Source organism: Pseudaestuariivita atlantica, assembly GCF_001205715.1.
Taxonomy (GTDB): Bacteria; Pseudomonadota; Alphaproteobacteria; order Rhodobacterales; family Rhodobacteraceae; genus Pseudaestuariivita; species Pseudaestuariivita atlantica.
In genome coordinates, this window is record NZ_AQQZ01000005.1 from 191,222 (window position 1) to 208,861 (window position 17,640).

19 protein-coding genes are annotated in these 17,640 nt (G+C 64.4%); 10 read left to right on the plus strand and 9 right to left on the minus strand.

All coding sequences use genetic code 11. The annotated features are described in order from the left end of the window. Nucleotides 1–112 precede the first annotated feature (112 nt). From galU to ATO11_RS12955, 6 genes are read left to right on the plus strand one after another with little or no spacing between them, the layout of a single operon-like run. Nucleotides 113–1,006: a UTP--glucose-1-phosphate uridylyltransferase GalU gene (gene galU, locus ATO11_RS12930; RefSeq protein WP_050531310.1), complete on the plus strand. Its 894-nt coding sequence runs from the start codon at nt 113–115 to the stop codon at nt 1,004–1,006. A 25-nt stretch (nt 1,007–1,031) separates the two neighbouring features. Then, nucleotides 1,032–2,015, plus strand: a complete 984-nt coding sequence (gene galE, locus ATO11_RS12935) for a UDP-glucose 4-epimerase GalE (RefSeq protein WP_050531311.1) — start codon at nt 1,032–1,034, stop codon at nt 2,013–2,015. Further along, nucleotides 1,975–3,201: a glycosyltransferase family 4 protein gene (locus tag ATO11_RS12940; protein WP_050531312.1), complete on the plus strand. Its 1,227-nt coding sequence runs from the start codon at nt 1,975–1,977 to the stop codon at nt 3,199–3,201. Before galE ends, ATO11_RS12940 begins: the two co-directional genes overlap by 41 nt. 50 nt (nt 3,202–3,251) lie before the next feature. Next, the gene (locus ATO11_RS12945) at nt 3,252–4,262 is read left to right on the plus strand and encodes a glycosyltransferase family 2 protein (RefSeq protein WP_110553677.1); all 1,011 of its coding nucleotides are present in this window, start codon (nt 3,252–3,254) and stop codon (nt 4,260–4,262) included. Between the two features lie 2 nt (nt 4,263–4,264). Beyond that, nucleotides 4,265–5,962, plus strand: coding sequence for a DUF5927 domain-containing protein (locus ATO11_RS12950; protein ID WP_050531410.1), 1,698 nt, complete (start codon nt 4,265–4,267; stop codon nt 5,960–5,962). Nucleotides 5,963–5,965: 3 nt separating this feature from the next. Continuing rightward, the gene (locus ATO11_RS12955) at nt 5,966–7,393 is read left to right on the plus strand and encodes a nodulation protein NodH (RefSeq protein WP_050531313.1); all 1,428 of its coding nucleotides are present in this window, start codon (nt 5,966–5,968) and stop codon (nt 7,391–7,393) included. A 6-nt stretch (nt 7,394–7,399) separates the two neighbouring features. Here ATO11_RS12955 and ATO11_RS12960 read toward each other — a convergent pair whose 3' ends face one another. From ATO11_RS12960 to ATO11_RS12985, 6 genes are all read right to left on the minus strand, one after another. Next, nucleotides 7,400–7,864 (minus strand): PTS sugar transporter subunit IIA, encoded by a 465-nt coding sequence (locus ATO11_RS12960; protein ID WP_050531314.1) that lies wholly within the window; start codon nt 7,862–7,864, stop codon nt 7,400–7,402. Between the two features lie 51 nt (nt 7,865–7,915). Continuing rightward, nucleotides 7,916–8,479: a ribosome hibernation-promoting factor, HPF/YfiA family gene (hpf, locus tag ATO11_RS12965; RefSeq protein ID WP_050531315.1), complete on the minus strand. Its 564-nt coding sequence runs from the start codon at nt 8,477–8,479 to the stop codon at nt 7,916–7,918. Nucleotides 8,480–8,724: 245 nt separating this feature from the next. Beyond that, complete coding sequence (lptB, locus tag ATO11_RS12970) at nt 8,725–9,474, minus strand: LPS export ABC transporter ATP-binding protein (RefSeq protein ID WP_050531316.1); 750 nt, start codon at nt 9,472–9,474, stop codon at nt 8,725–8,727. Continuing rightward, nucleotides 9,474–9,947 carry a lipopolysaccharide transport periplasmic protein LptA gene (lptA, locus tag ATO11_RS12975; RefSeq protein WP_050531317.1) on the minus strand — a complete coding sequence of 158 codons (474 nt, stop codon included), beginning with the start codon at nt 9,945–9,947 and terminating at the stop codon, nt 9,474–9,476. Before lptA ends, lptB begins: the two co-directional genes overlap by 1 nt. Before the next feature lie 15 nt (nt 9,948–9,962). Continuing rightward, nucleotides 9,963–10,517 carry an LPS export ABC transporter periplasmic protein LptC gene (lptC, locus tag ATO11_RS12980; RefSeq protein WP_050531318.1) on the minus strand — a complete coding sequence of 185 codons (555 nt, stop codon included), beginning with the start codon at nt 10,515–10,517 and terminating at the stop codon, nt 9,963–9,965. Between the two features lie 164 nt (nt 10,518–10,681). Next, nucleotides 10,682–11,293, minus strand: a complete 612-nt coding sequence (locus tag ATO11_RS12985; protein ID WP_050531319.1) for a ribonuclease D — start codon at nt 11,291–11,293, stop codon at nt 10,682–10,684. A gap of 835 nt (nt 11,294–12,128) precedes the next feature. Between ATO11_RS12985 and ATO11_RS12995 the strand changes: the two genes are divergently transcribed. Next, nucleotides 12,129–12,818, plus strand: coding sequence for a sugar transferase (locus ATO11_RS12995; RefSeq protein WP_050531321.1), 690 nt, complete (start codon nt 12,129–12,131; stop codon nt 12,816–12,818). Here the strand turns inward: ATO11_RS12995 and ATO11_RS13000 are convergent. Then, nucleotides 12,812–13,615: an HTD2 family dehydratase gene (locus ATO11_RS13000; RefSeq protein WP_050531322.1), complete on the minus strand. Its 804-nt coding sequence runs from the start codon at nt 13,613–13,615 to the stop codon at nt 12,812–12,814. The genes ATO11_RS12995 and ATO11_RS13000 overlap by 7 nt on opposite strands. 28 nt (nt 13,616–13,643) lie before the next feature. Between ATO11_RS13000 and ATO11_RS13005 the strand changes: the two genes are divergently transcribed. Continuing rightward, nucleotides 13,644–14,048, plus strand: a complete 405-nt coding sequence (locus tag ATO11_RS13005) for a VOC family protein (RefSeq protein ID WP_050531323.1) — start codon at nt 13,644–13,646, stop codon at nt 14,046–14,048. Between the two features lie 6 nt (nt 14,049–14,054). On the opposite strand, the gene ATO11_RS13010 is transcribed toward ATO11_RS13005, so the two are convergent. Together ATO11_RS13010 and ATO11_RS13015 are read right to left on the minus strand one after the other, a co-directional pair. After that, the gene (locus ATO11_RS13010; protein WP_050531324.1) at nt 14,055–14,723 is read right to left on the minus strand and encodes a YiaD family glycine zipper/OmpA-like lipoprotein; all 669 of its coding nucleotides are present in this window, start codon (nt 14,721–14,723) and stop codon (nt 14,055–14,057) included. Between the two features lie 108 nt (nt 14,724–14,831). Next, the gene (locus ATO11_RS13015; RefSeq protein ID WP_050531325.1) at nt 14,832–15,695 is read right to left on the minus strand and encodes a bifunctional helix-turn-helix domain-containing protein/methylated-DNA--[protein]-cysteine S-methyltransferase; all 864 of its coding nucleotides are present in this window, start codon (nt 15,693–15,695) and stop codon (nt 14,832–14,834) included. A 299-nt stretch (nt 15,696–15,994) separates the two neighbouring features. On the opposite strand from ATO11_RS13015, the gene nth reads away from it, so the two are divergent. Both nth and ATO11_RS13025 read left to right on the plus strand, forming a co-directional pair. Beyond that, the gene (gene nth / locus ATO11_RS13020; protein ID WP_050531326.1) at nt 15,995–16,636 is read left to right on the plus strand and encodes an endonuclease III; all 642 of its coding nucleotides are present in this window, start codon (nt 15,995–15,997) and stop codon (nt 16,634–16,636) included. Continuing rightward, nucleotides 16,637–17,626 carry an adenosine kinase gene (locus ATO11_RS13025; protein ID WP_050531327.1) on the plus strand — a complete coding sequence of 330 codons (990 nt, stop codon included), beginning with the start codon at nt 16,637–16,639 and terminating at the stop codon, nt 17,624–17,626. Nucleotides 17,627–17,640 lie beyond the last annotated feature (14 nt).

The following is a 17,640-nucleotide window of genomic DNA, read 5'->3' on the forward strand; positions in this document are numbered from 1 at the left end:
CGGTAAATGCCGCATTTTCTTCATATCTTGAAGCAATCCTTATACTGTATATGCCAACACAGCACCGTGTGGGACAACACGGGCGTTGAGAGCAGATCGGAGCGAAAAGCGGATGCGTAGCAAAGTTTCAAAGGCGATCTTTCCCGTCGCCGGCCTGGGTACAAGGTTTCTGCCTGCGACCAAGTCGGTGCCGAAGGAGATCATGACCCTCGTCGACCGGCCCCTGATCCAGTACGCGATCGACGAAGCACGCGCCGCGGGGATCAAGGAATTCATCTTCGTGACCTCGCGCGGCAAGGGCGCGCTGGAGGATTATTTCGACCACGCCCCGCAACTGGAAAACGAGCTGCGCAAGAAGGGCAAGGACGACCTTCTGGAGGTGCTGAAGAACACCAACATGGATTCCGGTGCCATCGCCTACCTGCGCCAGCACAAGGCGCTTGGGCTTGGTCACGCCGTCTGGTGCGCCCGTCGCCTGATCGGTAATGAACCCTTTGCCGTCATCCTGCCCGACGACGTGATCGCAGCCGACAAGCCCTGCCTGCAACAGATGGTTGAGGCGCATGCCGAAACCGGCGGCTGCATGGTCGCCGCGATGGAAGTGCCCAAGGCCAAGGCGTCGGCCTACGGTGTTCTCGACATCAAGGAAGACATGGGATCGATGGTGTCGGTGAACGGCATGGTCGAGAAACCCGCGCCCGGCACCGAACCGTCGAACCTCGCCGTGATCGGCCGCTACATCCTGACACCCGATGTGCTGCGCAACCTCAACCGCCTGAAATCCGGCGCGGGGGGCGAGATCCAGCTGACCGACGCCATCGCGCAGGAAATCAACGAGGAACGCTCGGTCTACGGCTATCGCTTTGCCGGCCAGCGGTTCGATTGCGGATCGAAAGCGGGCTTCCTGCAGGCCACTGTCGCGTTCGGCCTGTCGCGGGACGATCTGAAAGACGACCTGTCGCGCTACCTGCACGAGATCATGGCCTCGGAAAAAGCGGCCGAGTGATCGGACGCGCGCGGGACACCTGAACATGACGAATATCCTTGTGACGGGCGGGGCGGGCTATATCGGCTCTCACGCCTGCAAGGCGCTGGCACAGGCGGGATATACGCCCGTCACCTTCGACAATTGCTCGACCGGGTGGGAAGACGCGGTCAAGTTCGGCCCCTTCGAACGCGGCGACCTTCTGGACCGCGCGCGGCTGGACGAGGTCTTTGCCAAGGTCCGCCCGGCAGCCGTCATGCATTTCGCCGCGCTCAGCCAGGTCGGGGAAAGCATGTCCGACCCCGGCAAATACTGGCGCAACAATGTCGGCGGATCGCTCAACCTGATCGAGGCGGCGGTCGAAAACGGTTGCCGCGACTTCGTCTTTTCCTCCACCTGCGCGACCTATGGCGATCAGGACGGCGTGGTGCTAGACGAAAACAGCGCCCAGCAGCCGATCAACGCCTATGCCAGTTCCAAGCGCGCGATCGAGGACATGCTGCGCGAGTTCGAAGCGGCGCATGGACTGCGCTCGGTCATCTTTCGTTATTTCAACGTGGCGGGCGCGGATCCGGACGCGGAAGTGGGCGAACATCATATCCCCGAAACCCACCTGATCCCCGCCATGATCGAGGCGATACAGGGCAAGCGCGACGCGCTGATCCTGCATGGCGACGATTACGACACGCCCGACGGCACCTGCATCCGCGATTACGTGCATGTCTGCGACCTGGTGGACGCGCATGTGCTGGGCCTGAAATGGCTGAAGGACGGCAAGGGCAGCCGGGTGTTCAACCTTGGCACCGGGACCGGGTTCTCGGTGCGCGAGGTGGTCGATGCCTCCCGCGCGGTCACCAACCGCGAAGTCCCGCACAGCGTGGGACCGCGCCGCGCCGGGGATTGTGTCAAGCTTGTCTCCGGCTCGACCCGCGCGGTCGAGGAGTTGGGGTGGCGGCCAAAGCGGTCTACGATGCCGCAGATGATCGGCGATGCCTGGAGATGGCACCAAACTGGCCACTACACCAAATAACGCGCCCCCGCCCGCGCGCCTTCTGGATGTCACCCGGCTGATCCGGCGGGCGGGACACCGGTTGACGGGCGTCGACCGGGTCGAATTCGCCTATCTCGAACGGCTGGCAATCGGCGCTGACCCGGCCTTTGGCCTTGTCCGAACGCCGATGGGGTACCTGTTGCTGGACAAGCAGGCGCTGTGCGAACTGGTCTTGCATGTCCGCGACGATGCATGGGACGCGCTGCCTTTCTGGTCGCGGCTCGCCCCGCCCGCCAATCCCGGACGCCGCCGCGCCGAGCGCACCGCGCGCCGCCTTGCCAGCGCGCGGGCTCTTCCGGCGCGATTGGGCCAGATGTTGCGGCAATACCTCCCCGCCGGGACGGCCTACCTGAACACCGGGCACTCGAACTTCACAGCGCGGGTCATCCGCGCCGTCCGATCCGTTCCGGGAGCGCGGATCGCGGTGCTGGTGCATGACACGATCCCGCTCGACCACCCGGAATTCCAGCGCGACGGGACGGTGGTGCCGTTCAAGGGGTTCTTGGCGCGCGTGGCGGACCATGCCGACCTTGTCATCGCGAATTCCGATGACACCGCGCGCAGCCTGCCGCGCCACATGGCACGTGTCCCGCCCGTCGTTACCGCGCTTCTGGGCGCGGACCTTGGCCCGCCGCGCGCCGAACCGGCGGCGGACCCGCCGCATTTCGTGACGCTTGGCACGATCGAGCCGCGGAAGAACCACGCGCTGCTTCTGGACGTGTGGGACGCCCTGCCCGACCCGAAACCGACCCTGCATGTCCTGGGCCGCCGCGGCTGGAAGAACGAAGACGTCTTCGCGCGGCTCGACGCGCGACCGGCAGGCGTGGTCGAGACCGAGGGGATGGGCGACGCGGACGTGGCCGACCTGATCGCATCGTCGGCCGGGTTCCTTTTTCCCAGCCATGCCGAAGGTTTCGGCCTGCCGCCATTGGAAGCCGCGCAACTGGGCGTTCCTGTCGTCTGCGCCGATCTGCCTGTCTATCGGGAGTTCCTTGGCGACATTCCCGTTTACGCAAAGCCGGACGACCGTTATGCATGGAGCCGTATAATAGAAGGCCTGACCAAGGACCCCGGAGCAGCGCGGCGCGCCCATCTCGACAAGATGCAGGGATATTCCCCGCCCACATGGGATGCGCATTTCAAGATCGTCTTAAGCTGGACGTGATACCGCCTGCCCTGCATTCTGGTCGGGGAGCGCGAGTGTAGAGGAGACGCGTGCGTCCGTGGCAGTCATATAAGCTGAGGCTTCGACGGCATCGCCTGCGCATCCGCGCCGTTCGCAAACGGCGCGAGCTGACTTCTGTTGCCGATCGCACCGGCCAGATTGCCCCGCAGGACGTGCTGGTCCTGTCGACCCTGCGGAACGAGCGCCGCCGCCTGCCGCATTTCCTGAAATACTATCGCGACATGGGGGTGAAGCACTTCCTGATCGTCGACAATGGCAGCATCGACGGATCGGGCGATTACCTGCGCGACCAGCCGGACGTGTCGCTGTGGCACACCAATCGCAGCTACAAACGCTCGCGTTTCGGGGTGGACTGGCTGAACGGCATCGCGATGAAACACGGTCACGGGCATTGGTGCCTGACCGTCGATCCCGACGAATACTTCCAGTTTCCCTTCTGCGACACACGGCCCATCCAGGCGCTGACGGACTGGCTGGATGCCTCGTCGATCAAGTCGTTCTCGGCCATGCTGCTGGACATGTATCCCAAGGGCCGGATCGACGCGCAGCCGTTCGAAGAGGGGATGAACCCGCTCGACATCGCGAACTGGTTCGACGCGGGCAATTATACGATCAAGCGCAACAAGCGGTTCGGCAACCTGTGGATACAGGGCGGCGCGCGGGCGCGCGTGTTCTTCCCCGAGCAGCCAGAGAAATCACCGGCGCTGAACAAGGTTCCGCTGGTGAAGTGGGATCGGCGCTATGCCTATGCCTCGTCCACCCACATGCTGCTGCCGCGCGGGTTGAACCTCGTCTACGACGAATGGGGGGGCGAAAAGGCCTCGGGCATCCTGCTGCACACCAAGTTCCTCGACACGTTCCACGAAAAGGCGACCGAAGAGCTTGAGCGGAAAGAGCATTACTCGGCCTCTATCGAATACCGCGCCTATGCCGACCAGATGCGCGACAACCCGGACATGTGGTGCAAGTGGTCCGAGAAATACATCAACTGGCGCCAGCTTGAGATATTGGGCCTGATGTCCAAGGGGAACTGGGCATGACGATGAACGTGGGCATCGTCATGCTGGTGCATACCGCGCTCGACCGGGCAGAGCAGATCGCACGCCACTGGGCCGCCGCCGGGTGCCCGGTGGTGATCCATGTCGACAAGAACGTGCCCCGCCCCACCCATGACGCGTTCCGCGCGGCGCTCGACAACGAGGACCTGATCCGCTTCAGCCGCCGGCACGCCTGCGAATGGGGCGGATGGGGGATCGTCGCGGGGACGCAGGACGCCGCGACGCTGCTTTTGAACGAATATGCCGACGTAAGGCATGTCTACCTGTCCTCTGGCTCTTGCCTGCCGCTGCGCCCGGTCAAGGAACTGGCGGATTATCTTGCCGACCGTCCGCATACCGATTTCATCGAAAGCGCCACGACGGCGGACGTGCCGTGGACGGTTGGCGGGCTGGATGCCGAACGCTTTACCCTGCGCTTCCCGTTCTCGTGGAAACGGCAGCGGTTCCTGTTCGACCGGTTCGTCGAGTTGCAGCGGCTTGTGCGGTTCAAGCGGCGTATCCCCAACGGGATCGTGCCCCATATGGGATCGCAATGGTGGTGCCTGACGCGCCAGACGCTGAGCGCGATCCTCGAAGACGACGACCGCGCCACGTATGACAGGTACTTCCGCCGCGTCTGGATTCCTGACGAAAGCTATTTCCAGACGCTGGCGCGCCAGTACGGCGTGAACATCGAAAGCCGGTCGCTGACGCTGTCCAAGTTCGATTTCCAGGGCAAGCCGCATATCTTCTACGACGACCACCTGCAGCTTCTGCGCCGGTCGGATTGCTTTGTCGCGCGCAAGATCTGGCCGCAGGCGGATCGGCTGTACGACACCTTCCTTGGCGACGCGCCGACCCCCGCGCAGCAGGCGGAACCCAATCCCGGCAAGATCGACCGCATCTTTGCCCGCGCGGTGGAACGGCGGACGCGCGGGCGGCCGGGCCTTTACATGCAGTCGCGCTTTCCGAACCTCGGATGGGAAAACGGCCAGACCGCCGACAAGTATTCCGTCTTCCAGGGCTTTGCCGACCTCTTCAGCGATTTCGAATCGTGGCTTGCGCGCACCACGGGCGCGGGCGTGCACGGCCACCTCTTCGCACCTGACAGGGCGCATTTCGCCGGCGGCCAGACGGTCATCCAGGGTGCGCTGAGCGACAGCGCCGGGTTGCGGGACATGAACCCGAAAGGCTTTCTGACGAACCTGACGTGGAACCTGAGGGGTGAGCGCCAGTGTTTCCAGTTCGGCCCGGCCGACAACCAGAAGATCGTGCCGCATCTCGGCACCGACCCGAATGCGCAGGTCTCGATCATCTCGGGCGCGTGGGCGGTGCCGCTGTTCCAATCCAACCGCAATTTCGGTGACATCCGGACGCTGGCGGCCAAGTACCAGCAGATCGAGGCGACGATGCTGACCGACCTGCGCAAGCCGCACGTCAAGGCGCGGGTGCGGGTGTGGACCATGGCGGAGTTTCTCGAAGCGCCGATGGAGCCGTTGCAGACCATCATCGACGAGATCGGCCAGACCACGGGGCGCCGCCTGACCGAGGCGCCGGTGATGAAGGACCTCGCCGGGTTCGGGCAGTTCCTGCAGAACCTCAAGAACCAGGGCATGCATCCCTACCTGATGGGCGATTTCCCGATCGATCCCGCGCCAAAGACGCAGCGGCCCAAAACCCGCAAACCCTATCTGGTGCAATAACCGATGGGGCGCTTCACCTCTTTCGTCGTGTTCGCCGAAATGCGCACCGGGTCCAACTTCCTCGAAACCAACATCAACGCGATTCCGGGGCTGCAATGCCATGGGGAGGCGTTCAATCCCCATTTCATCGGCTACCCGGACCGCGAGGAGATCCTTGGCATCCGGCAGGCGGATCGCGAAGCAGATCCGCACGCGCTTTTGACCGCGATCCGCGAGCGCAGCGACGGGCTGGGGGGTTTTCGCTATTTCAACGACCACGACCCGCGCGTGTTGGAACCGGTTCTGGCCGACACGGCCTGCGCCAAGGTGGTGCTGACGCGCAATCCGCTGGATAGCTATGTCAGCTGGAAGATCGCGCAGGAAACCGGCCAGTGGAAGCTGACCCATCACCGCGGGCGCAAGACGGCCAAGGCCCGGTTCGAACCGGACGAGTTCAGCGCCCATGTCGCGCGGTTGCAGGCCTTCCAGGTCCTGCTGATGAACCGGTTGCAGACCAGTGGCCAGACGGCGTTCTATATCGATTACGAGGACCTGCAGCGCGTCGACGTGATGAACGGGCTGGCGGCTTATCTGGGCGTCGACGGGCGGATGGAGGCGCTTGATCCCACGCTCAAACGCCAGAACCCCGGCGCCCTGCGTGACAAGATCGAGAACATGGAAGAGGCAGAGGCGGCGATGGCCGAACTTGACCGCTTCCATTTGTCCCGCACCCCGAATTTCGAACCCCGCCGGGGGCCCGCCGTGCCAAGCTATGTCGCGGCGGCCGAGGCGCCCCTGCTTTACCTGCCGATCCGCGGTGGTCCGGTCGAGGAGGTGAGCGCATGGCTGGCCGCGCTCGACGGGTTGGAGGCAAGCGAGCTTCCCGCCTCGATGAACCAGAAGGCCCTGCGCCAGTGGAAACGCAAGCGGCCCGGCCATCGCAGCTTTACCGTCCTGAGGCATCCGCTGGCCCGCGCGCACCACGTCTTCACGTCGCGCATCCTCGCCACCGGAGAGGGATCGATGCCGCAGATCCGCGCGACCCTGCGCCGCGTGCACGACCTGCCGATCCCTTCCGAAGCGCCGGGGCCTGACTGGACGAAAGAGGCGCATTACACCGCCTTCTCGGCGTTCCTCGACTGGGTGAAACTGAGCCTGGCGGGAAGCGGCGGCACGCGGATGGTCGCCGCGTGGGAAAGCCAGTCGACCGCCTTGCAGGGGTTCGGCGACTTCGTCCTGCCCGACGCGGTTCTGCGCGAAGAGGAACTGGCCCAGACCCTGCCCGCGTTGGCGCTGGCCGCCGGATGCAAGCGCACGGCTAACATCCCCGCAGCGCCGGCCGACACGCCCTTCGCGCTGGCCGACATCTATGACGCGGCGCTGGAGGAGAAGGCGCAGGACGCCTATGCCCGTGATTACATGATGTTCGGGTTCGGTCCCTGGCGCGGCTGACGCGCGTCAGGCGGCCTGGGTTGTCTGCGCCTCGGTCAGGATCGCGTGCAGCTTGGCCGCATCGGGATTGGCGCGCAGCTTGCTGCAGATGGACGCATCGCGCAGGGTGCGGGACACAAGCGCCAGCGCCTTCAGGTGTTCGACGCCGGCATCTTCCGGCGCGAACAGGCCGAACACCAGGTCCACGGGCTGGCGATCGACGGCATCGAAATTCACCGGCGTTTCAAGCAGGATGAACACGCCCTGCACCGCGGTCAGACCGGCGAGGCGGGCGTGGGGCAATGCCACGCCCTTGCCCACACCGGTCGGACCCAGTGCTTCCCGCTCCAGCAATGCATCAACAGCCACCGAGGCTTTGATTTCACCGCTTGCTTCGGCCAGATCGGCCACATCGTGCATCAGGCGTTTCTTGCTGGACACCGCTGACAGGACCTTGACGGCTTCGGGCTTGAGCAAATCCGAAAATTCCATGCCTGATCACATCCTTCTTGCGGGAGGCCGGATGAAGCGGCGCTTGCGCGCCTACGGCTCGATCCACCCGATATTACCATCATCACGCCGGTAAACGACGTTCACGCTGTCTTTCTTTTCATTGCGAAACACCAGCACTGGCGCCCCGGCAAGCTCCATCTGCATCACGGCCTCGCCAACCGTCAGGGACGGGACACGAGTTTGCGTTTCTGCCACGATCACAGGCTGAAGCGTATCCGGTTCCGATTCCCCGGCGTCTTCTTCACCGGCGAGGATATAAGAGGGAGCTTCCGAGATTGCAACGGGCTCGGGCCGTTCGCGGTGGTGGTCCTTCAGCCGCCTTTTGTACCGGCGCAACTGCTTTTCCATCTTCTCGGCGCACCCGTCGAACGCGGCATAGATCTCGTTCGCGTGCGCCCGCGCCTGCGCGGTCAGGCCGGTCGACAGGTGAACCGTCGCTTCGCAGACGAATTCGTGCGCATTCTTCGAGAAAATCACCTGCGCATCCGTGGGGCGCTCGGCGTATTTCTGGACGACGCTACCCAGTTCATCGCGCACGTGGTCCTGCAGGGCTGCGCCGATGTCGATTTGCTTGCCGGTGATCTGATAACGCATGCGCGTCTCCTTGTCTTGAGAGGCAATTCACCCGTGAACCGGCCTGATTGGACCGGTCAGTTGCGAATGAAGCCGAGGAAGTGGCGGCCCGATATGCACCCGCGCGACCCGGTGAAGGTCAAACATGTACGCGGAGGCTGTGGAACGGTCGCCATGCTCGTATTTGAGCGCGCGAATTGGCCATCTGTCAATCTCGACCGTGGGAAATTTATCGAAAATTGACGGCGTCATCGCGCCCGACCGCGTCAGATGCGGAAGCTGTCGCCAAGGTAGACGCGGCGCACGTTCTCGTTCTGCACCACGTCGTCGGGCGTGCCGGTCATCAGCACCGTGCCATCATGCAGGATGTAGGCACGGTCCACGATTTCGAGCGTTTCGCGCACGTTGTGGTCGGTAATCAGCACCCCGATCCCGCGCTTTTTCAGGTCCGCGACAAGGGCCCGTATGTCCCCGACGCTGATCGGGTCGACCCCGGCGAACGGTTCGTCCAGAAGCAGGTATTTCGGGTCCGCCGCAAGGCAGCGCGCGATTTCGACTCGGCGACGCTCACCACCCGACAGCGCCAGCGCGGGCGCGCGACGCAAGTGCTCGATCGCGAATTCCGACAGCAGCGCCTCGAGCCGTTCGCGCCGCTTGCGGCGGTCCTTTACCGCGATGTCGAGGATGGCCGAGATGTTCTCTTCCACGGTCATGCCGCGAAAGATCGACATCTCCTGCGGCAGGTACCCGATGCCCAGCTTGGCTCGGCGGTACATGGGCAGCGTGGTCACGTCGCGCCCGTCGATGGTGACGCGGCCAGCTTCGGGGAAGACCAGCCCGGCGATGGCATAGAATGTCGTCGTCTTGCCCGATCCGTTCGGACCCAGCAGCGCCACGACCTCGCCCCGGTCAAGCTCCATCGTGACATCGCGGATCACGACGCGCTTGCGATAGCTTTTGCGCAGCCCCTGCACGCGCAGGCCCGAAGACCCTTCTGTCACCGTGAGATGCGCCATCACTCGCCCTGCTGCAGAACCGTCTTCACGCGCCCGGTCATCTGCGCGGTGTTGTCGTCGAGGTTGACGACCATCCGGTCGGACGTGATGGCGCTTGGCCCCTGCGTCAGCAGCACGCTGCCCTGCATGACGATGGTCCGAGTATCGAGGTTGTAATCGGCGCTTTCCGCCTCGGCCGCGTCGTCGCCGTCAACCAGCGTGACGCCGCCCGTCGCTTCGAGCCGCGAGATCTGCTGGCTGTCCTGCCGGTAGACGACCAGAACGCGCGGCGCGGCAAGGCGCAGCGTCCCCTGCCCGATCACGACGTTGCCAGTGAAGATCGCGGTGCCGTTCTTCTGGTCCACCGACAGCGAGTCGGCCGTAACTTCGACCGGGGCATTCTGGTTTTCGGCATTGGCGCCAAAGGCGATATTGGTCTGTGCCGAGGCCAGCAACGGCCACAAGACTGCACACAGGATAACTATCGCACGCATTCGTCCATCCCCCGGTCAGGTCGCCGGTTCGTATACCAACTTTACGCCATTTGTAAAAACCAATTGGACGGCGCCGGATGCGTCATCCGCCGTGATCTTCAGCTTCCCGGCGTCCAGCTTGCCGGCAGGTCCGGTCGCCTTGACCGGCCCCATCGATTCCGCGGCGACCGCGCGCATGGAGGATCGCAGACCTTCAGTCAGCATGACGTAGCCGTTGGAGCTTTCGATGCGTACGTTGCCGGTCAGGTCGGCCCGGTCCTCGGGTTCGTCGATGGTGGCGGCGTCGGCGCGGAAGGTCAGGACCGTCCCATCCGACAGGTCGATCCGCGTCCACAATCCGTCGGCGCTGACCCGGCCGGGTGCGTCGGGGTCGGGCTTGGCCGCGGTCGCGGTCATGCTGACAAGCGCACCGTCATCGGTGGCGCCGGTATAATAGGGCGCGGTGATCTGCTGCTTGGATGCGCGGTTGGCCAGGTCGCGCTGCGCCACGGGGATGTCGCCGTATTCCACCTTGCTCGACAGCATGAACAGCGTCGACAACAGCGCCAGCGCCGCAAGCGGCAACAGCACTTTCAGCCAAGAAACGACTTGGGAGTACAGATCATCGCGGAGCATTGGACCGGGCCCGGCCTTTCCGTGAGTGGCGCCGTGTCGACCGGTTTCCGCGCTTCGGGGAAGGGCGCGGCGGTCAAACCCGGCAAGTGACAATCAACCTGCCATGCGGCGACGGATAATCAATGCGCGAAGATGTCGATGTCGGGCCAACCGGCAAGATCAAGCCGAGCCCGCGTTGGCAGATAGTCAAAACTCGCCGATGCAAGGTCCATCCGGCCTTCGCGCGCCAGCATCGCGTCCAGCTTTTCCTTCACGGCATGCAGGTACAGAACGTCGGACGCGGCATATTCCAGCTGCGCCTGCGTCAGTGCGTCAGCGCCCCAGTCGCTGGATTGCTGCTGCTTCGAGATGTCGACGCCCAGAAGCTCCTGCAAGAGGTTCTTCAGGCCATGGCGGTCGGTATAGGTGCGCACCAGCTTGGACGCGATCTTGGTGCAGTAGACCGGGGCGGTCAGAACGCCGAACGCGTTCAGCATCGCGGCGATGTCGAACCGCCCGAAATGGAACAGCTTGAGCGTGTCGGGATCCGTCAGCAGGCGTTCGAGGTTGGGCGCCGATGTCTGGCCAAGCGCGATCTGGACCACGTGTGCCGAACCGTCCCCGTCAGACAATTGCACCACGCACAGCCGGTCGCGGTGCGGGTTAAGCCCCATCGTTTCGCAATCGATCGCAACGACCGGACCGAGACGAAGGTCATCCGGCAGATCGCCCTGATACGCATGAATCGGCATGTTGCCTCCCGTGCCAGTTGACGCGGCTTACCCCGACGGGGCGGACCCGGCAAGCCACCGAAACCATTGCGGCGAAACCGGGGCCGATTCGAATCGGGATGCCCGAATTCCGGCTCATTTGGCCGCCGAAAATCTGCAAGTTGAACGAAGTATGCCCGGAACGGGATCATTGTTTCGTTTTGGGAAACGCAGACATGGCGAAATTGGGGCAAGGCCAAATATTTTTCGGGGGAATTTGGGACGAATTTTCCATCCCTGACGCCGCGTCACAAGCCCGACGAAGCCTGGCGTTCGGCTTAGACGTGTCCGTCGGAAAGGACCTGTCGACGCGCTGACCCGGCAGCCGAACGGCCTGCGTTTCACCAGGGAAAACCAAGAAAATGCAAGCCGTTTACGTTAGGGCAGCACAAATTATGGCGAATAGATCAACATTCAAAGGGTTCTGCCGGTGATTGGGCCTGACACGGCATCAATGCGAAAGGTCGGACATCCATGACCGAACCGCGCGATTCGCCCCTTGGAATGCCGTTCAGATCATCGATCATTAATCAAGTGTGTCACCCCCGTCACACGCATAACGTGCAAGACTCCGCCGTGCCGCACCGCCGCAGAACACTTCCAAATTGCGGAAAAATGCCGATAACCTCGTCACACGACACGCGGCACTGGGGGGTTGGTGCTTGATTAAACGCGTGGATGGGATGTCACGCTGCTGACACGCACATGCTGGCTGATTTGGCCGTCGTTTCGGGGATTTAACCCGCAGCGGCACCGCGTGAGCGATCGGGTAGGCCTTCCATTCGCGCATCCAGCCACCGTGCGGAGGGCACCCGTTTTGACCTTGCAAGTTCGCCAGCCGATTACCGGAGCAGAAGTGGCACGCCTTGCGACCGCGCCTGCCGCGCCCTTGCCCGGCGCAAAACTTTACCAATCCTACATCAAGCGCGGCATCGACATCGCCATCGTGCTCGTCGCGGCCGTTCCCGTCCTGTTCGTTCTCACGATCCTGTCCGCCGCCATCGCGATGGACGGTGTGAACCCGTTCTACCGCCAGAAGCGCCTGGGCAAGGACGGGCGCGTCTTCTCGATGTGGAAGCTGCGCAGCATGGTGCGCAACGCCGACGCTCTGCTTGAAGACTACCTGTGCCAGAATCCCGATGCCCGCCGCGAATGGGACATCAGCCAGAAGCTGAAGTTCGATCCCCGGATCACGCCGATTGGCCGGATCATCCGCAAGACCTCTCTCGATGAGCTGCCGCAATTGTGGAACGTGCTGATCGGCGACATGTCCCTTGTCGGGCCGCGGCCCATGATGGTCGACCAGCGCACGCTGTATCCCGGCGACGCGTATTACCGGATGCGCCCCGGCATCACCGGGCTGTGGCAGATTTCCGACCGGAACGAGACGAGCTTTGCCGAGCGTGCGATCTACGACACCGCGTACTGGCGGGCGCAGTCGCTTCGCACCGACATCGTGGTGATGATCCGGACGGTTGGCGTGGTCCTGCGCGGGACCGGTTACTGAGGCTCGGCTGACGCCGTCATGCACAGGCGGCCGTCTTCGGCCTCGACCCAGAACCCCTCCTCATCGGCGCAGACCCGCGCCGCCTCCCCCAGTATCAGCGGAGAGACCGCGCGGAATTCGAACCGCGCGAGCGGTCCGAGGCTCTCCTGTGCGAGGGTCACCAGCCATTGCGCCAGGAGCGGGCCGTGCACGACCAGCCCGGCATAGCCGCCCGGCCCGCGGGCGAATTCGGGATCATAGTGGATGCGGTGCCCGTTGAAGGTGAGCGCCGAATAGCGAAAGAGCAGGGTCGCATCCGGGACCACCCGCACGTGCCGCGTGGGTTCCCGGCCCGCGGGCTTGGGGACGCGCGCGGCGATGGGACCGTCCTCGCGATAGACAAGCGTCTGGCGTTCGGTCACGCACACGCGGTCCGCTTGCCGGAAGTCATGCCGCAGGGTGACGAAGGCAAGCCGCCCGCTTGAGCCGGTCTTTTCCTGCACGGCCTCGCACATCGTCACCTTTTCGGCGGGCTCTCCAAGGCGCAGGGGGGCCGCGAAGTCCAGCGCACCGCCCGCCCACATGCGTTGCGGCAGGCCGAGGTCGGGAATGACGGCGTCACCGATCGCCGGATGCCCGTCCGCGCCCAGATCCGACGGTGGCCGGGCGTCCCAGAAATAGACCTGGTGGAAAAAGGGCGGGACGACATCGCCCGCCTGCAAGGTGGGCTGCTGGCCAAGCGTCGCCTGCAGGGCCCGCGCGCGGTCGGGATCCATCTGATCGGTTTGACGGCGTTCGGCAGGCTGGGCATCTTGCATGGGCCGAGACTATGCAGGAGCCCGCAGGATGGACAAGCCCGCGCTTGCCGCGCTCGATCACCTTGTCCTCACGGTGCGGGACCAGGCCGCCACCGTGGAGTTCTACGAGGACGTGCTGGGCTGCCGGGCGGAGTGGTTCAGCCCCGCCGACGGATCACGCCGCTGCGCGCTGACCTTCGGGCGGCAGAAGATCAACCTGCACGTGGCCGGAGCGGAGTTCGAACCAAGGGCGCGCGTGGCCATGCCGGGATCGGCAGACCTGTGTTTCCTGACCAACACGTCGCTCGACATCTGGCAGATGTGGCTCGCCGATCTGGGGGTGCCGATAATCGAAGGCCCCGTCGCGCGAACCGGCGCGACGGGGCCCCTGATGTCGATCTACCTGCGCGATCCGGACGGCAACCTGATCGAGATCAGCGTGCCGTCACGGTAGCGCGGATCAGGTGTTCGGCAGGATCACGATTTCGACCCGGCGGTTCTGGGCACGGCCTTCGGCGGTACCGTTGGACGCGACCGGCTGGTCCTCGCCCCGGCCGAAGGTGCGGATGCGCGAGGCAGGCACGCCCGCCCCGGTCAGCACGGCCGCCACGGCATTGGCGCGGCGTTCGGACAGGTCGTAGTTGTAGCTGGACGACCCGGTGCTGTCGGTGTGGCCCACGACCTGAACCGTGGTGTTGGGGTAGGCCTGAAGGTTGCCGGCAACCGCGCGCAGGTCGCGCTGCAGGTCGCTGCGCACCGACGCGCTGTCGGTTGCGAACAGGATGTCGTTGGGCATCGTCACGATCAGGCGGTCGCCGGTATTGACGATCTTGACCTCGCTGTTGCCAAGGTCACGGCGCAGGTCCGCTTCCTGCTTGTCCAGCTGGTTGCCGATCAGCGCACCACCGGCCGCGCCGATGGCCGCGCCCTTAATCGCGTTCTGGCGGCGCTCTTTCGGGTCATCGCCCGAGATGACGCCGAGGACCGCGCCCGCTGCGGCGCCCAGAAGCGCGCCCTGCTTGGCCTTGGCGTTGGGATCGGTGCCGTCAACGCTTGCGGGGTCTGTGCAGGCGGCGACCAGCGACAGTGCGGCGACACCCATCACGATGGATTTGGGGGCTCGAAACATGTGGACCTCTTCCTTCCGTTCCAAAGCAGAACGGTTCGTTGTTTATAACGTTCCGAGGTGCCCACTGTTTTTCCGCAAATCAAGGGACAGGTGCGACATTTATTCCCCCTAGGCGGCTCCTTGCCGAAGGGCGGGATCGCTTTGCAGGGCCTCTCGCGCCAGCATCATGCGCTTGCGCTCCAGCCCCCAGTGGTAACCACCCAGACCGCCCGATTTGCGCAAAGCCCGGTGGCACGGGATCAGCCAGCTGATCGGGTTGCGGCCCACCGCCGTGCCAACCGCGCGGACGGCGCGGGGCGTTCCGATGGACTGGGCGATCTCGGAATAGGTGGTGACCATACCCGAGGGCACACGCAACAGCGCCTCCCACACCTTGATCTGGAACGGGGCGCCGATCAGGAACAGGGGCACCGGTTCGCCGGGGTTTTCGACCCCGAAGGCCGACAGAACCCATGGGCGCAGGCGCGAGGTATCCTCGACATAGCTCGCGTTGGGCCAGCGGTTCACGAGGTCGGCCATGGCCGCGTCGGTCCCCGCCTCCTCGGCGAAGCCGATGCCGCAGAGGCCCTTTTCGGTGCCCATGACCAGCGCCGGGCCGAAGGGGCTTTCGAACCAGCCCCAGAAGATGGTCAGCCCCTCGCCACCGCGCGCGTATTCGCCTGGAGACATGGCTTCCCACCGCAGGAACATGTCGTGCAGGCGGGACTGCCCTGACAGGCCGACGCTGTCGGCGGTCTCAAGCGTCGTGAACCGGTCGCGCAACAGCGCCTTGGCATGGCCCAGCATCAGGTATTGCTGGAACCGTTTCGGGCTGACGCCCGCCCACGAGCTGAAAACGCGCTGGAAATGCGCCGTGCTCATCCCGCAGCGCGCCGCGAGTTCGTCGAGAGACAGGGGGGTTTCGGCGTCGTCGATCGCGCGGATCGCGCGCCCGATCACGCCGTAATGGTAGGATTGGGTCATGTCGGTCATGGCAGGGTCTCCTTGGGCTTGAAACCTAGGCGTTCGGGCGTGGTGACGCGACCCGTTTCCTGCGCGAAATGGTTGGGTCAAAGGACCCGCGCGGAATCAAGGCCGCAGGCCGCCGCGCATCGCCGGGCCGCCCCACGGCACGGCGATACCGTTAGGTCGGCGCATCGCTCAAGCGGCGTCCGGACTTGGCAGGCATAAATGCACACAGCATGACCGTTGGATCGCCGCACCGCGGCCCGTCGCCACGCGGCTCGCGTTTCGCTTGCCCACTCAATCAAAACCGGGCATCACCTCCCGCGATGGCCAAGCAACTCGATTTCCACACGATCCGCGAGATCTTTACCCGCTTTCGCGAGGCCGAGGCCGAACCGAAGGGCGAGTTGTCCCATACCAATGCCTACACGCTTGTCGTCGCGGTGGCGCTTTCGGCGCAGGCCACCGATGCGGGCGTGAACAAGGCGACGCGCGAGCTGTTCAAGATCGCCGACACGCCGCAAAAGATGCTCGACCTCGGCGAGGAAAAGCTGATCGAACATATCAAGACGATCGGGCTTTATCGCAACAAGGCCAAGAACGTGATGAAGCTGTCGCGCATCCTGGTCGAGCAGTATGGCGGCGAGGTGCCGAACAGCCGCGCTGCGCTCTATGGCCTGCCCGGCGTAGGCCGCAAGACGGCCAACGTGGTTCTGAACATGTGGTGGCACCACCCCGCGCAAGCCGTCGACACCCATATCTTCCGGCTTGGCAACCGGTCGGGCATCGCCCCCGGCAAGGATGTCGATGCCGTCGAGCGCGCGATCGAGGATCACGTGCCCACCGAGTTCCAGCAACACGCGCATCACTGGATGATCCTGCACGGGCGCTACGTCTGCGTTGCGCGCAAACCGAAATGCGGGGCCTGCCTGATCCGCGATCTCTGCCAATTCGAGGACAAGACCTAGATGAGCAAGTACCAGGTTGTGGGCATCGGCAACGCCGTTTCCGACGTGATCTCGCATGCCGACGATACCTTCCTCGATCACATGGGGATCGAGAAGGGGATCATGCAACTGGTCGAACGCGACCGCGCGGGCGTGCTCTATGCCGCGATGCAGGACCGCACGGAAACGCCGGGCGGATCGGTTGCGAACACGCTGGCCGGGCTAGGTACGCTGGGGGTCAAGACGGCGTTCATCGGGCGGGTGGCCGACGACGCGATCGGGCGGCGATACGCCGAGGTCACGCAATCGGAAGGCACCGATTTCCCCAACCCGCCCGTGACCGACGCCGCCCTGCCGACATCACGTTCGATGATCTTCGTCTCGCCGGACGGGGAGCGGTCGATGAACACCTATCTCGGGATCAGCCAGGACGTGAGCCCCGCCGACGTGGACCCGGACGTGGCGGGCGACTGCGATGTCCTGTTCCTCGAAGGCTACCTGTTCGACAAGGATCCGGGCAAAGAGGCGTTTTTCAAGGCCGCCGACCTGGCCCGCGCCGCGGGCGCACGCGCCGGCATCTCCCTGTCCGACCCCTTCTGCGTCGACCGCCACCGCGCCGATTTCCGCGCCCTGATCTCGGGCCCGATGGATTACGTGATCTGCAACGAGGACGAGCTGAAATCGCTCTACCAGACGGATGATCTGGACACGGTGCTGGCGGCCGCCTCGGAGGAATGTGGTCTTGTCGTGTGCACCCGTTCCGGCGATGGCGTCGCCATACAGGCGGGCGGGGAACGGACCGACGTGCCGGTCGTGTCGGTCGTACCGGTCGATTCCACGGGCGCCGGTGACCAGTTCGCTGCCGGTTTCCTTTATGGCCTGACCACCGGACACGACATGGAAACCTGTGGTCGCATGGGATGCATCGCTGCCGGTGAGGTCATCTCCCATATCGGGCCACGGCCCGAGGCCGATCTGTACGCCCTGTTCCGCAAGGCGGGTCTGGTCTGACCGGGACCTCAGCG

Excerpts from the sequence above, each read along its gene's own strand:
- ATO11_RS13005 (WP_050531323.1), top strand. The coding sequence starts at position 13,644 with ATGGACAAGCCCGCGCTTGCCGCGCTCGATCACCTTGTCCTCACGGTG.
- ATO11_RS12940 (WP_050531312.1), top strand. The coding sequence starts at position 1,975 with ATGCCTGGAGATGGCACCAAACTGGCCACTACACCAAATAACGCGCCC.
- ATO11_RS12985 (WP_050531319.1), bottom strand. The coding sequence starts at position 11,293 with ATGCCGATTCATGCGTATCAGGGCGATCTGCCGGATGACCTTCGTCTC.
- lptA (WP_050531317.1), bottom strand. The coding sequence starts at position 9,947 with ATGCGTGCGATAGTTATCCTGTGTGCAGTCTTGTGGCCGTTGCTGGCC.
- ATO11_RS13000 (WP_050531322.1), bottom strand. The coding sequence starts at position 13,615 with ATGCAAGATGCCCAGCCTGCCGAACGCCGTCAAACCGATCAGATGGAT.
- nth (WP_050531326.1), top strand. The coding sequence starts at position 15,995 with ATGGCCAAGCAACTCGATTTCCACACGATCCGCGAGATCTTTACCCGC.
- lptB (WP_050531316.1), bottom strand. The coding sequence starts at position 9,474 with ATGGCGCATCTCACGGTGACAGAAGGGTCTTCGGGCCTGCGCGTGCAG.
- ATO11_RS12955 (WP_050531313.1), top strand. The coding sequence starts at position 5,966 with ATGGGGCGCTTCACCTCTTTCGTCGTGTTCGCCGAAATGCGCACCGGG.
- galE (WP_050531311.1), top strand. The coding sequence starts at position 1,032 with ATGACGAATATCCTTGTGACGGGCGGGGCGGGCTATATCGGCTCTCAC.
- ATO11_RS13010 (WP_050531324.1), bottom strand. The coding sequence starts at position 14,723 with ATGTTTCGAGCCCCCAAATCCATCGTGATGGGTGTCGCCGCACTGTCG.
- hpf (WP_050531315.1), bottom strand. The coding sequence starts at position 8,479 with ATGCGTTATCAGATCACCGGCAAGCAAATCGACATCGGCGCAGCCCTG.
- ATO11_RS12960 (WP_050531314.1), bottom strand. The coding sequence starts at position 7,864 with ATGGAATTTTCGGATTTGCTCAAGCCCGAAGCCGTCAAGGTCCTGTCA.
- ATO11_RS13015 (WP_050531325.1), bottom strand. The coding sequence starts at position 15,695 with ATGACCGACATGACCCAATCCTACCATTACGGCGTGATCGGGCGCGCG.
- galU (WP_050531310.1), top strand. The coding sequence starts at position 113 with ATGCGTAGCAAAGTTTCAAAGGCGATCTTTCCCGTCGCCGGCCTGGGT.
- ATO11_RS12950 (WP_050531410.1), top strand. The coding sequence starts at position 4,265 with ATGAACGTGGGCATCGTCATGCTGGTGCATACCGCGCTCGACCGGGCA.
- ATO11_RS13025 (WP_050531327.1), top strand. The coding sequence starts at position 16,637 with ATGAGCAAGTACCAGGTTGTGGGCATCGGCAACGCCGTTTCCGACGTG.